We start from the raw sequence: 14,885 nt of genomic DNA, 5'->3' as shown, positions 1-14,885 counted from the left end.
TTACGAACAAAATCAGTATTTCCCCTATTACCAATTATCACTTCTAAAAGAAGAAGCCGGTAAACCATTTGCACCAAACAATTCACCTACGATATAATTACGAAAAGCATACCGTACAGCAATAGGGCTTTGTACATGTTCGCTGGTCACCAGTACCGTTTGCCCATCCGGACCGATAATTGCCTCAGCCTGATGAAACACTTTGTCTTTTCCTGCCAATTCAAATCCTGCTATTTTTTATTATTTGATTTTAACCCATCCTCTGCATAATCAAAATCAACTACGGCCATTTTACCGATAAAAGAAACAGAACGATAAATTGGACCACTAAAAGCAATCCCTTCCTTATTATATGTTTTTGCCAGTGCCCAAGCTGCCAAACGTTCACCTACCTCACATTTCTTAGCCGGATGAATACAAGCAGGATGCCCCGGAATGTCCATCAAAACAGCCATACCACTATTAGGGATTTCTTTCATTGATTTCATCTGTGCCTCACGTAGTTCCGCACTTAACTGTAACTCTGCACCATCATAATTGTGTGGAGCTATTTGTACATACAAAAAAGGAAATTCACCACAATCAAATGACTGGCGCATATCTTTTACAAAAGCCGGAAGCATGCGTGCATACATACGACCATCTTTGTGATTAGTTTCTCCCTGATACCAAAGCATTCCACGAAATTTACAGTTGAGAAGCGGGTTCACCATACCATAACGCATACAACATGCAGCTTCTCGCTCCCCTCTTATCTGCTGATTTTTCAGATCATCCAAGTACTTCAGATTAACAATATCCCGAAAGGGAAGCAAGGCCTCCCGGCTCATCCATGGTTGAATACCACTTCCACTCCAAGCGCATATTATGATTCCCACAGGAATATTCAACTCTGCCTGTATCTTTCGTGCAAAAAAATAGGCTGTTGCACTGGTATTCATGACAGCATCGGAAGTATTAAGCATCCATTCACCATTTAACGTATCTACCGGCAACTTAGATATATGATGTGCCACAGTAAACATACGAATAGGAATCTCTTCACGGGCTTCTTCAATTATTTTTTTAGAATTTTCTACCGGCTGTCCGCCAAACCCCTTCATTGGCATTTCCATATTGCTTTGTCCGGAACAATACCAGACTTCTCCTATTAATATATCTTTCAAAACCAATAAATCACCATCACTGATTTTTATCTCATAAGGCCTCCTGCCTTAGGAGTTGAGACAATTATCTTCCATTTTCCAAGACTATCAGTTTGAGTTACGTATTTTTTCTTTTTATCCCAACCTACATTTATAACAACCTTTTTATTAGGAGTGGCTTCTCCCCACAATTTAACTTCGGTTTGTTGTTGCAACACCATATGATTATCTAAAATAGGTGGTAATTTAATTTTTGCACCTGCAAAAAGATAATTTAAACAAAGAAGTGAAATCAATAATATTATTCTCATACTTATTAGTAATGTTTACAGTCTGACAAATTGTTAATTCACAGTTTTATTTTCAAGCGTCTGCCACTATATGACACTATCTTACTAACTTTTCCATCCGGTAACTGAATTATAAATCTACGTTTCTTCAACATCCCATCAAAACCTTGTCCCATACGCTCTCCAATAGTCAGCGTCTGCTCTTTTTCATCCCATGTTATCATAATCTCAGTATATGCACCCCGTTCATAATTGTAATTATCATTTTCATCTTCATATAAAACAAAAGTAGCATCCTTACCCGGATAAATACGTAACACTAAATGCTCCCATTTCTTTTCAGTCGCATATTGTACTTCAGGTCCCAAAGGAAGTATGCTACCCGCTTTAACATAAACAGGTATCAGATCTATTGGTGTTTCACGTTCTATTTGCCGCCCCCCGGCAATTCTATCCCCAGACCAAAAATCATACCAATCAGAAGAAGGAAGATAGACGCTTTGTTTCTTTGTCTGCCCAATTGTTATTTCACGATCTCGATTTACATACATAGGATCTGTAACTGGAACTACAAGAAAAGATTTTCCGAACATAAATTCATTATCAAGATCATACACGTTCTTATCTTGTGGAAAGTCCATAAATAAAGCTCTCATAAAACTCCCGTTATTTTTCGTTACATCCCATGCAGTAGAATACAAATAAGGTAAAAGTGCATAGCGAAGATTTATAAACTTTTCTTGTATATCAAAAGCCCATTCTCCTCGAGAACCGAATTGATAAATTTCACGAGGTGTATCTGTACCATGACTACGCATCATCGGAGTAAATGTTCCAAATTGCAACCAGCGAACATACAATTCTTTATATGCATCATCTTTTATTCCTTTCGGATAAAGTTTATGGGAGAAAAAGCCTCCAATATCTGTATTCCAATAAGGTATTCCACATACTGTAAAATTCAATCCGGCAGCTATCTGTTTACGAAAAACATCCCAACGAGAGTCCACATCCCCACTCCAAGTATTCGCCGCATAGCGTTGCTGTCCAGCAAAAGCAGAACGCGTCAAAATATAAACACGTTTATCCGATGCCATAGCACGTTGATGTTCATACACCCCTTTATTAGACATTAACGGAAAAGCATTGCGCACATCCCTCCACGGTCCGAGATAAGTAGGCAAATCAAAATTTCTGTCTCTTATATTAAAATGATCCGGTTCGGTAGAGTCCAACCACCACGCATCCATCCCTAATGAAAAAATACCCTTGTCCAAATAATCCCAATAAATATCACGAGCTTCCGGATGATACGGATCATATGGGTGTACACCTGATTTATGAGGCCAAGTATCAACAGGAATTAACATGTTTTTTTCTTTCAAGGTAGCAAAAGGTTTTGTTTTAGGACCGAAATTCGCCCATACGGAAATCATCGCATGAACATTTTGTGCATGAATCTTATCTAACATTCCTTGGGGATCAGGAAATTCCGGATTACCAAATTCCATTGCATTCCAATAGGCATTATCTGTACTCCAATATTGCCAATCCTGAATAATACCATCCAGAGGTATGCCTAAACGGCGATATTCTTTAATAACATTCAATAATTCCTCCTGGCTTTTATAACGCTCCCTGCTTTGCCAAAAACCAAATGTCCAAAGAGGAGGCATTGGAGCCTGCCCAGTAAGAAGACGCATTTGTGCAACAGTTCCATCTCCAGACCCGCCATACATGAAATAATAATCAGAACAAAGACCTGACTCCGATTCAAATGATGTCTCTTGGCGATTATCCGTAAATGTAGTAGGCGAATAATTATCCCAAAACACGCCATATCCTTTAACAGAAGCAATATAAGGAATACAAACTTTCATATTTTCCTGACGGAGAAATAAACGTTGATTCCGCTGATTCATTTTACCGCCCTGTTGTTGTCCAAGTCCGTAAATGACTTCATCCGGCTCAAGTAGAAATGCTTGACGAACAATATAGCGCTTTCCGGAAGGATAATTTATTTCCGTAAATTGAGTTCCATAATCCTTTTCGGTAAATAATAAGTTACCTAACAAATCTTTAAAAAAGACCTTCCCTGTTTCCAGATTCAATTGTACAGTAAGATGAGTACTGGTAAGACTTACTACTCCATCGGTAAATAAAGTATTCACCGATAAAGCTTTTGGTTGCATTGTTACTGACAAACTTTGTTTATCCGGATATTTGCCTGTCGGATATTTTAATACACGTACAATAGAAGGTGAATAAAAAGTAACCTCAACATCCATTCCTTGTGATGTAATCTTTACCCCAGATTCCGTTTGTTGATAACCTTGTGCAAATACACCCAAAAATCCACTTACACAAAAAAGTAATAGAGAAAAAAACGTCTTCATATATATTCAAACTTATTTATAGAGGAACGGTTATTACTTGAAAACTCTGCCCCTTGAGATTTAAGGCTAAAGAAGTTCCTGATAATGAAAAAGTATCAGATTGGGGCTTTATATTTTCAGGTTGCTCCAAAGTATTTACAGTAGATAAAGCAGCAGATAACAACTGTACATTCACGATACGTTTTGCATCCCCACTTAACCCTTTCAACTGAATATCTACCAAACGTTCATCCTGATTGGCATTCACCACTTTTATAATCACATTGTTGCGTTCCCTATCTACCACAGCACTAGCATAAAGACTATCAGAACCTGCTATCGGTTGCTTATCAGCATCTAATAAAGACAACACATGTGTACCTTTATATAAAGAATACAATTGCTGCACATAATAACTAGGAGTTTTCATCACTCGTAAATTATCAAACCATATCAGATCCGGATTCCACTGAACAGCATTTACATGAGCGAACAAAGGTGCATAAGCGGTCAAATGCACAATATCTGCATTACGTTCCAATCCTGTCATAAAAGCTGCTTCAGAAAGAGCAGCTAAAAAGCTGTTTGGTTTATTTCCATTTACCCTATCATGACTTGCATATTCGCCCGCAAAAACCTTCGGACCTTTACGGTCATAGGTGTCATATCGACGAGCATTGCTAAAAAACCATTCCGGAGACTGATAATAATGTTCATCTACCAAATCAACCTTCAAACGTTTCATTTCCGGCCAAAGATAATCAAACTTTTCACCATTGGGACCAGGCCCAGAGCCTCCTACTATTTGAATATCCGGACATTTATTCCTCATTACCGTCAAAAATCGAGATAGGTTCTCCACATATCCTCTACCCCATTGTTCATTACCAATACCTAAATATTTCATTTTAAATGGAGCCGGATGTCCCATCTCTGCACGAATTTTCCCCCAATATGTAGTTGTATCACCATTGGCGAATTCCACAAGATCAACACAATCTTGAATAAATTCATCCAGCGGTTCTCCTTGTGCACGCTGATTACTAACAAACTGACAAGCCATCCCCACACTTAACACCGGTAAAGGTTCCGCCCCTAGATCCTCCGCTAATTGGAAATATTCATAAAAACCAAGTCCTAATGATTGATAGTAGTCATCATTGCCTCCCCAACGTGCCCAGCGAGTTCATTGATCGGACGATTCTCCACCGGACCAACAGAATTTTTCCATTGATAACGGTTCTCCAAATTATCACCCTCAACAATACACCCTCCTGGAAAACGAAATACTCCCGGTTTCAAATCTGCTAACGTTTGCACCAAATCCTCACGCAACCCTCCCGGACGTTTCAACCACGTATTTTCCGGGAAAAGAGAAATATGATCCATATCCAGCTCTCCACGCCCCAGCAATTCAATCCGAAGCCGACAATGGGCATTTGTTTTAGCAGCCTCCATTGAAAAAGAGATTTTAGTCCATTCTTTTGTATCCAGAGGTAATTCAAAGTCTTTTGCTGCTATGCGTTCATGCTTCATTTTATCTTGAATATGTACACGCAATGACAGTTTCTGCCCTTCCCGATGTCGAATCCAAGCTGAAAATATATATTTCTCTCCCGCTTTTACTCCTATACCACGAAAGCCTTCATTAATCAATCCACAACCATGTAAACCACTTTTTAGTGTATTCAACCGTATATAATGAGGACATCGGATAAAAGACGGATTTTCAGTTTCAGCAGTCACACAACCAAATGTCATCCAACAATTCAAAGGATTATGAGGAAACTCAAAAGAACGATTCTTTACAAGTTCAGCGTATAGGCCACCATCTGCTCCAAAGTTTATATCCTCAAAAAAAACACCATACATATTTTTATTAATTTCTGCACCGACACGACGCACATCGACGGTCCAACTATCGGGCTGGACAGGAAGCATTTCCAACCGCCTGCCATATATACGAAATTCACTAAGGTCTAACAATCCGGGAGTCCCTTTCTTATTAGGCATGTGAACTTTCAAATAACGATAAGAATTCTTTCTTTCATCAGCCTTTACCGGAATCACTTGCATATCCTCATCAACCCCTGCCGGATATTGAGTCAACAGATTCCAATTCTTACTATCATTTGACCCTAAAATTATAGTTTCTTTTACGCGATCCGGGAAATTTGCTCTTGATTGTAAACCAAAAGAATCAACTTTTACTTTAAACTTTTCACCAAAATCTAATACAAATTCCTTATGGGGTCCAAATATCCCGGCACAATCATAATTATCTCCATTGCTATATACAAAAATATTCAAGCCCTTCGAGCTAATAGAAGTTTTAGTGTAGTCTAAAGAGCCCTCTTCTCCCAACAACCAAGGATTCAGTAATTGCAGACTACTGACTGCAGCTTGTAAACGACTAAAAGCTTTCATCACATTCCCTTGTCTAGCCTCTTTTACTTCTTTTAAAGCAGATGCAACTTGTTCTTTTCCACAGGCAACATAATCTTTAGTCGCCAGATCATACGGCTGTGTAATACGATTTACCACTTCATCTTTATTTTTTCCTACAAAAATTTCAACCGGAATCATGGAAGTAGAAATACCATTCTGCACTGCCACATAAACTTTATGAAGCCCTAAATCTTTTGTCTTTGGTTTCCAAGACAATAATCCGGTCTCTCTGTTAAAGCTTGCTCCTTCTGGTAACCCTTGCGCCCAAAAACGACATGTTTGTCGAGAATCGTCTGAAAGGTTTTGATATTTTTTCTCTATTGTTTGTCCCAAACAAACAAATAACCTATCCATTCCCGACCGCACATTCAATTCTATAGGCTGAATATCCTCTTTATTACTATTAAAAAGATCAAAGTCTACCGTAGCATTTTCCTCCATCGGATGAACATTAAAATATAGTAATGAAGAAAAACCAAACATACTGTTAGTTATAACTTTGGGATCGCGTTCAAAAATAACATATCTCCATTCTCCATTGGTATCAGGAACATAAATTGATGACAAAACCGGATGTTTTTTCTGATAATCCTCGCCATTGTGCAAATCAATACGTACTGGTGCATCCGATCGTATCAAAATACCAGTCTTCCCGACCGGACAACTCATGCTTCCTTCCAAATTTACCATAGTACGTGGCACGCCATTCTGTAAGCACATTCTCACAAATGTACGTTCCTGCTCTTTTTTGACTTCTAACGGAATATCATTATTCGAATGAGGATAAAAGGTTCCTGGAATTTTAATTGCAGATAAATCTACATATAAGTCTTCTACCTGGCGAATTCCTTTTGGTGACATGTTATAATTACCCATATTAACAGCCAAAACCTTTTGAGCCTTTTGTAAATCCGGTGTTCCTATAGCAGCAGCTTTAGGGAGTCCGATAAAGAAATCAAAATTATAATTATGAAGAGTATTTATAAATTCTCCCGTTCCTACTCGATTCCTTTGAGATTTAATAGCTCTTAATGCCGAAATTTTCAACGCCGGATATTTTTCCAAATCATATCCTAATCCACGAAACCAATAAAAAAAGGCAGGATATCCATTCATATCCACACGTCCACGATATTCCGGACTGATGTTCTTATAAATCTTAGGATTCACCCCCAAAGAAGAAAAAACAGGTGTCCATTTTATCCCATATCCCATATTAAAACGGCTGAAATATTCTGCAGCCTCCAACAATCTATCATTCAAAAAGCTACTGCTTCTTACTGCATTCGTATGTTCTGTTACTCGCCCAGATACAGGATCCACTTTTGTTCCCTGTAAATCAATCATGCGAGTTATCAAATTTAAATTATCAACATTCCCAAAAGCATGTGCTTCATCCCGCCCCATTTCAATAAGTTGCACATAAGGTTTTATTAATTCACCTGTAACAGCATCTTTGTCTATCAAACGACAAACAGCTTTGATAGCCCCATTAAACCCTTGATTGGGTGCGTCTTTATTAACAGTAGTCATTTCAACTGCATCTTCATACCCTTCCCGGTCATCTGCTAAAATTGCACCTGCCACATATCCAACCAAAGCGTATGTATGCTGGTTCATAAAATAGCCTTTGTTTTCCAAAATGGTTCGACGAATAGGACGAATACAATTTTGTTCAAAATCCGTAAGCATATTCGCTGTAACAGCCAATTCTTTATCAACAGGAAGAGTATAACGCATTATTTCAGCGGCAGCACAAAATACATATACATATTTTCCCAATTTAATATGGCTATCCGGAAAAGCACGAGGGAAGAAATCGTCACGACTGCCATACCACTTTATCAATTCCTGCGGAATTCTACGATATGCCTCGTTACCCGTCACAACATAAAGTATCGCCTGTGTCCAAGCAAGTTGAGCATCATCAGCAAATGCGCCAATACCGCCATTATTCAATATGCGCTCACACTTATGCATTTGAGAATCCAATCCTGCATATTTTGACCTTCTCAGTCCTGCAAAATAATCAACCCAAGGTGATTGTCCATTCAAGACTCCATCCCGCAAATTGTTCAACGTTTCTACAGTACATCCAATACCCGGATGGATAAATCCTGCTTTTGAACGAATTTCCTCGAATCTTACTTTATCTTTCGCAATGATACTTCTTGTGCTTGCACATAATATCCTAACGATAGAAATAATATGAATATTATAATTTTATTCATTATCATTCGAGTATTTTTTTCTAATCCCATTCCTTTCTGCTTATTTATCATAGTTTATATTCTTATCAATATTATATTTTTGTAAATCACAATCGCTTAATTTCAAGAACAAAAATGGAAATACCTCAGGATAGCCAACATTACGTCCATTCACCCTAAATTCTCTATGACCACTATAAAAATCACCAAAGGTTTTCCAATATAACCCCTCTTTTGTACCTGCTTGAATTGCGTACGCATCACGCGGTTTGCTATAATAGATATTTACCGCATGCTGATTTGCAAATTTATTTTCAGTCATATTCCCTTGCTCATCAATATAACGTTTATCTGTCACACTTATTATTTTATATCGATATAGCCCTTCATTTTTATCAACCAATATTTTCTTAACATACCATATCTGCCTCTCTCGATGTTTTACTTCCTCATTCTGAAAAACACGAACAAACTCCGGATATGGATGTATACTATCATTGGCAAGATAAACATCATTCCAATCTGTATCAACAAAATCAATATAATTATTATTCCATTTGATAAAATAGAATCCTTCTTCCAGTTCGTTCTTAATCAAATATTTATTCTTCACTTCTAATTCCCAGCTGACACGTCCTGTTGCTCCATATTCTTCATTACCCTCTTGGTAAGCCCAAATGCGAGTTGTTCCTGCACGCAACGGACGAATCTTCCCATCAACAACTTTAGCTATACGAGGATTCATTATTTTATAATTCACAGGAAGTCCGGAAGAGCTTTTAGCTAACTCTACATCACCCTGTTCCAATGAAATCGCCCCAAAGTGTCGCTTATTCAAAAAATCAACAACTTGTATCTTCTTCTGTACAGGTTTCTTTTCATTATCTCCTATACCTAAGTTGTCAAAAGAAGCGAACGATACTACCCCTTCTTTTCCGGAAGTAGAAAAAATACCAACCTTCACTACTTCAGGCATATTTACATATCCATAACCACAACAGGTCCAAACAATTCCGTCCGGAGATAAATAACCGGATAGTTCATTGCCACGACGTTCCAACTTCAACCAAAAGGGAGCGAAGAAACCATTTTCCCGAAAAATACGAATAATTTCTCCGGCCTCTATCTCTCTACGCCCAAACCCAATCTGCCATTTATCCGACTTCATCCAAACCATTGCCATTCGGGCATCCTGACTCAAAGATTCACGAATCATCAAACCGGCATAAGCTTCCGGATTTGTTTCATCTAACGAAGTAACACGGACTACCAATGCTCCATCACCTTTCATATCAGTCCACGCATAGTTACCCATATCCAATTGAGTATCCGAACCAGCCCCGGACAAAGTCCATATTCCTTCCTTATCAGCCCTTAAAGCAGCAGGCTGTAAATTGGTATCAACTGCAATTTCCGTCACATTTAACTCGGCCATATACAATAACGGATAATATTCCTTCAAAGGTAGTAAAGGTACTGTTATCTTTGGAGAATAGTTCTCTGGCTTATGAAAAAGAAAAGTCTCTGCACCGACTTTCAACTTACTTCTATACTCTTGTATATAAGGATAGTCTTTTTTCGCTTTTTCACCATAAAACCCATTACAAAGTTCAAGTGCACGGAGAAAGTCTTGACGTATATTCGGTTTTTCAAGCGCAATAGCACGCACATTAAAAGCACAATAAGGAGTAGGAAAATAATCATAAACACAACCTGCCGGAATATAGACTTCAGGATATCCTAAATTTGTTTTTGCATAATATTCCGCGCATGTTCCCAATCTATTTTGCATATCAGAATAAATATCTATTCCCTGTTTTAAGGCTATTTCCGCGCATAATATATAATCCCCGATCTGTCCCCGTGCATGTCCTTGATCACGTCCAAAATCTGACACTTGGCCATTCGACAATGAATTGTGTTTAATACCTCCTGAAGGATGTTCACGTAAAGCCTGGACAGCATTATTCAACCATACTGCCTCATCGCAGAAAATAGCAATAGCCAATGTTCCCGTCAACTCCATAGCAGCCTGATTAGCCGGAGACAAATATGGAAGTTTTCCGTCTTTAGTCCCACCCAAGCAAGGCCAACATACTTCTTTAAAATATTTGATAGCGTTATAAGTATCCATTTCTGTCCATCCAGAATAAGTATATCTCATAATTTCCGCCGCTGCAGCTAGATTTTTTGCCCCTGGCCCTACCTCTAAACGTACATCCGCTCCAATCCATATTTTATGTTTAATGCTCCAATTGCGTATAATCGTCATGGCATTTCGAGCATATCTCTCATCATTAGTCACATACCACTGAATAGCCTGCATTAAAGCGGCTTCCATTTCTATTCGATAAGTAGCATTATTTACATATGGGGAACGCCCTACCTCAACGCAACCTTCCCCTGGTTTATAATCAGGCGCACTTATTTTATGTGCCTTCTTACAAAGTTCTTCATATCCAGTTTTCCATGGTTCTACAAACCGCATCTTCTTCATTCTTTCTAAATCTTCTATATTAAAAAGAACCCCCGGATGCTTTACATCAGTCACTTGAGCCGTTATTGTCATTATACAACAAACAAACGAACATAACCCTAACAAAAATATTTTTATTTTCATAGCAATGATAGATAGTATCTAATTATCATATATCTGTTGTACGAACAAATATAATAAATCCCCTAGAATTCCCCCCCTCTTTTAGTATATCAACATAAATAAAAATATGTTCTATTTTTAATATTTTCCGGTTGATAAAGCGAAGAAAAAATAGTCAAATAGAGAAAATTGCGTATAAATATTCACTATAAATATGCATTATTACCCTCAAAACGTATAAATAGAAAGGAAAAGCAGATCTTTTCACGCAAGAATAAAGTTTTTGGTTTTAAACCAATACTGCATTGGTCGGTGAGGAGTATCTCTTTCCTCACGACCAACCCTACTTCCATCGGTGAGAAAGAGGTAGAAAGGAATAATTAAGCTCTATTATCAGCTATATGGAGTTCAAATCCAGAATCCACAATAAAATCATATTTTAGAGGGAAACAGACTTTTAATAGACTATACAATCAAATTTGCACATAAACAGATACAAAATTCCACTTATTCTTGCAAATTGATATTATTTCTCATTTTACAAATAGTAAACTAAAGCAATTTATTTTCCTTTCACCTCTCCCTCCCTTTTTAACGGCTTGAAATTACATTTAATATTCCATTTTTCTGCATATCCTTCATCATTGAAAAATATCCATTTTATCGGATTATTGGAGCTGGTTGCGGTTCTGTTGTCGGACCATATACAATTAATTCCCCATTTGGTAAAATTTCCATTTTATCCATAAACGCCACTCGTTTTGCATCCCCTGTGATACTATCCGTTTCAGCAGTACGCCCATGGTAAACGCAATACATATCTCCATTCGGCAATGTCAACACCATATTATGCCCCGTACAATATACTTTTCCGCCTTGATCTACATTTTTTTCTAGCACAGGGTTATTCTTTGCCTTGACAAACGGACCAAGGGGGCTCTTCGAGGTTGCATATCCTACGGCATAGTGTTGCCCGCGCCAAAAATTACAAGAATACATCATATAATATGTATCTCCATATTTAAATAAGTAAGACCCCTCATTCCAGCGGCGAATTGCTTCACCTTCACCAGCCAAAGCAGAAAGATCTTCCCAAGAAGATTGTTTGTCAGCCAATGTTTTCGGAGGACAAAGTAACAGAATCGGTTCACCGATAATACCACTGAAATCAGATTTGATTTCTACCCCATAAATCCAACTTTCTTGTATCTCATCCGCCTTTCCTTCCTTTTTCAATTTTGCAGCTAATTCACTTTCAACCGGATGTTTATAACAACAACGGGAGTAATAGAAGTATATACGTCCATCTTCCGCAAAGTAAATATTTGCATCAATTATTGGATACTTAGAATCAAAAATAGGTTCATCATACATTTCAATAAAAGGTCCGGTAGGCTTATCAGCTACGGCTACACCCAAACGAAAGTTCTCCAATTCTTTATCAGGATTGTTTTTCCAGTTAGAACTATGAAACATATAATATTTTCCATCACGCTCATAAACCTCTGGAGCCCAGAAAACATCAGTAGTCCAAGTGTTGTCTTGCGGGATAAGACAAGAGCCTTCATTCTTCCAATGTACAAGATCGTCACTTGAATAACATTTATAATCGAGAAATGTGTAGTCAGAAGTACCATACATATAGAAACGCCCGTCACTTGCATGCAATATAAACGGATCACCAAATGTAATAGGCTTGCCGTCCAAATCCGTCAACGGATTGCAATAGGTAACTTGTGCATCTATATTTTCCGAATTCGAATTATTTTTCTTTCCTCCGCAAGAGAAAAATAAAAGTGCAATAAAAAACAATGCTGTCAGTTTATTCATATTTTTTATTTTAAATAGTCTTTTATTTGCTGCTCCCCATATAAAAGCTTTCTGTGCTGTCGCATATAACAGCGACAGTCACCAAAAGCAAATGAGAAGAGATAATAACTATGTATATATCTATGTATGACGTTATTCACCTGATAAAGTTCCAATCTGAAGATCAGAGAAAGATACCTTCAAAGGACCTTTCGAATCATCTTTAGGAGCTACATATATCCCAAAGTAAAGAGTTTCATTATTAGGCATGATACACTCACCTTTAGGAATCCAATACTCTGCATCCGGATCCTTTGAAGAAGCCTTTATTGCAATCCTATCTCCGCGACGTTCTAAAATGAACCAATAAGGCCATTCTCGTTGGTATGCATCCAGATCTCTACCATTACTTACATTACTGCCATTCCTGCTTCTTGATGTAGTTGGCGCAGATACCCATTGATCAGTATCATTCACTTTCTGCCATTTACGGCTCCAGCCGACCTCTGCAAAGTTTGCATCTTTCGTCAAGAAATCTCTCACCATAACTCCGACACTAGCATTATCTATCTCTTTATCCCATCCAGTAATCTTCACCTTGAACGAACCATCTCCTGTGATTGGAATATATAAGAAAGTAAATGAATCATCTTTTTTCTTAAAATCATCCGTCCAAGTTCCGTAACCGGAAAGAGAGCCTGCATTTCCATTACGCTCAACCACAGGAGCAGGTTTTGAAGGATCTACATTAATAGTAACAACTTGCAAATCAGCACTATTAAGAGAAGTATAAGTGAAAGACTTAAAAGCTGGTAAGGATTGTATGTATTCCGGCACTTTTATCGTAACATTACTAGCATATTTATAAAAGAAAGAATTTGCATCTACCCATTTATAAGGATACTGTTCAATCCATGAGCAATCCATGCCAAATGTCTGTTTATAACGCATATAAGCAATATCTAAACAAGTAAGTCCATCTGTTACCAAGCCAGTAGCTACTGCAGGGAAGGCTGCTCCATAACCTCCAAACGGAATCCAATTCGGATCTCCTTCTTGAAGAAGAGATTTACAGAAATACTCACATCCTCTTAACAAACGGGCATCTTCCGCACTAGGATACCGATATAAGTCATATCCTTGCTGCCATGCTACTTCAACAGCATTTGTCAAAGCACTCAACAATCCTCTAGCATGTCCGGAATCACGTCCGGAATCACCATTTTGACCATTAGGCAAAATTAAATTATATATACTTGACATTCCATCATATTGAAAAGCATAAAGACACTTTTCAAATTTATCCTTATCATCTTTAAAGACAGCGTGAGTTATGGCTCCGTTAAAATCGATAGCTCCCTGATTAGCTGCACGCAATGGTTGTCCAACCATAATATTCACCAAAGGATCCACCACTTCATCCAAATATTTGATAAGTTCATCCGTATTTTGTTGGGTCCACTTCGGATAAGTATATCTCAAGATTTCCGCTCCTGCCACTAAATCACAAGAATTTCCCTGCGCTAAAAAATAAGATTCAGAACCTACCCAATTCTTATGTTTTGTTGCCCATCCATGAATAATTGCAGTTGCAGTTTCCGCATAGGTTTCTATCCCTGTACAATAATATTGGATTGCCTGATATAAAGCAGCCTGACAATCGAACTCATAATCTGTCCGATTTTCATTAGAACTGCCTCTTCCCACATTTTCATGTCCTAATTCATTTAGTTCACCCGTCACTTCATCACGTTTATAAGTAATCTTAGCCCATCGTGAATTCGCAAACTTTTCATATAACTGGCTACCCGCATCATACTCCTTCTTCATATTATTAAGTAACTCGGCATTAATACCACAACCCGGATGTCGCAGGCCGGAGGTCGGGGATATGATATCCCCTTCCAACCGATTAATCTCTCCAGGAGCCGTAGGTATTTCCCACGCTTTGGTGGTTCCATTATATCATTCATTTCACAGCCGACCATTGCCGAACAACCCAATAACAT

At 38.0% G+C, this 14,885-nt stretch carries 8 protein-coding genes and 1 pseudogene; all 9 read right to left on the bottom strand.

The window, feature by feature from the left end:
- Positions 1–27 precede the first annotated feature (27 nt).
- Positions 28–219, bottom strand: a complete 192-nt coding sequence (locus JCM10512_RS21100) for a hypothetical protein (protein WP_052517045.1) — start codon at positions 217–219, stop codon at positions 28–30.
- A gap of 11 nt (positions 220–230) precedes the next feature.
- The gene (locus JCM10512_RS00120; RefSeq protein ID WP_148298204.1) at positions 231–1,166 is read right to left on the bottom strand and encodes a sialate O-acetylesterase; all 936 of its coding nucleotides are present in this window, start codon (positions 1,164–1,166) and stop codon (positions 231–233) included.
- Positions 1,167–1,192: 26 nt separating this feature from the next.
- A complete protein-coding gene (locus JCM10512_RS22300; RefSeq protein WP_148298203.1) occupies positions 1,193–1,456 on the bottom strand; it encodes a hypothetical protein in 264 nt (87 codons plus the stop codon).
- Between the two features lie 38 nt (positions 1,457–1,494).
- Complete coding sequence (locus JCM10512_RS00115; protein WP_044159213.1) at positions 1,495–3,831, bottom strand: glycoside hydrolase family 31 protein; 2,337 nt, start codon at positions 3,829–3,831, stop codon at positions 1,495–1,497.
- A gap of 16 nt (positions 3,832–3,847) precedes the next feature.
- Positions 3,848–4,906, bottom strand: a pseudogene (locus tag JCM10512_RS23170) (alpha-L-arabinofuranosidase C-terminal domain-containing protein); the annotation flags it as partial.
- 41 nt (positions 4,907–4,947) lie between these two features.
- Positions 4,948–8,328 (bottom strand): alpha-L-arabinofuranosidase family protein, encoded by a 3,381-nt coding sequence (locus tag JCM10512_RS23165; RefSeq protein ID WP_052517042.1) that lies wholly within the window; start codon positions 8,326–8,328, stop codon positions 4,948–4,950.
- A 201-nt stretch (positions 8,329–8,529) separates the two neighbouring features.
- Complete coding sequence (locus JCM10512_RS00105) at positions 8,530–11,088, bottom strand: DUF1349 domain-containing protein (protein WP_148298202.1); 2,559 nt, start codon at positions 11,086–11,088, stop codon at positions 8,530–8,532.
- A gap of 639 nt (positions 11,089–11,727) precedes the next feature.
- The gene (locus tag JCM10512_RS00100) at positions 11,728–12,906 is read right to left on the bottom strand and encodes a glycoside hydrolase family 43 protein (protein ID WP_394354186.1); all 1,179 of its coding nucleotides are present in this window, start codon (positions 12,904–12,906) and stop codon (positions 11,728–11,730) included.
- 123 nt (positions 12,907–13,029) lie between these two features.
- On the bottom strand, positions 13,030–14,706 hold the full coding sequence (locus tag JCM10512_RS00095; protein ID WP_148298201.1) for an alginate lyase family protein: 1,677 nt from the start codon (positions 14,704–14,706) through the stop codon (positions 13,030–13,032).
- Between the last annotated feature and the right edge of the window lie 179 nt (positions 14,707–14,885).

The organism is Bacteroides reticulotermitis JCM 10512 (assembly GCF_000517545.1).
In the GTDB taxonomy this organism is placed as follows: Bacteria; Bacteroidota; Bacteroidia; order Bacteroidales; family Bacteroidaceae; genus Bacteroides; species Bacteroides reticulotermitis.
The sequence above is the reverse complement of the archived record's forward strand: the minus strand, read 5'-3'. Positions and strand labels throughout refer to the sequence as shown.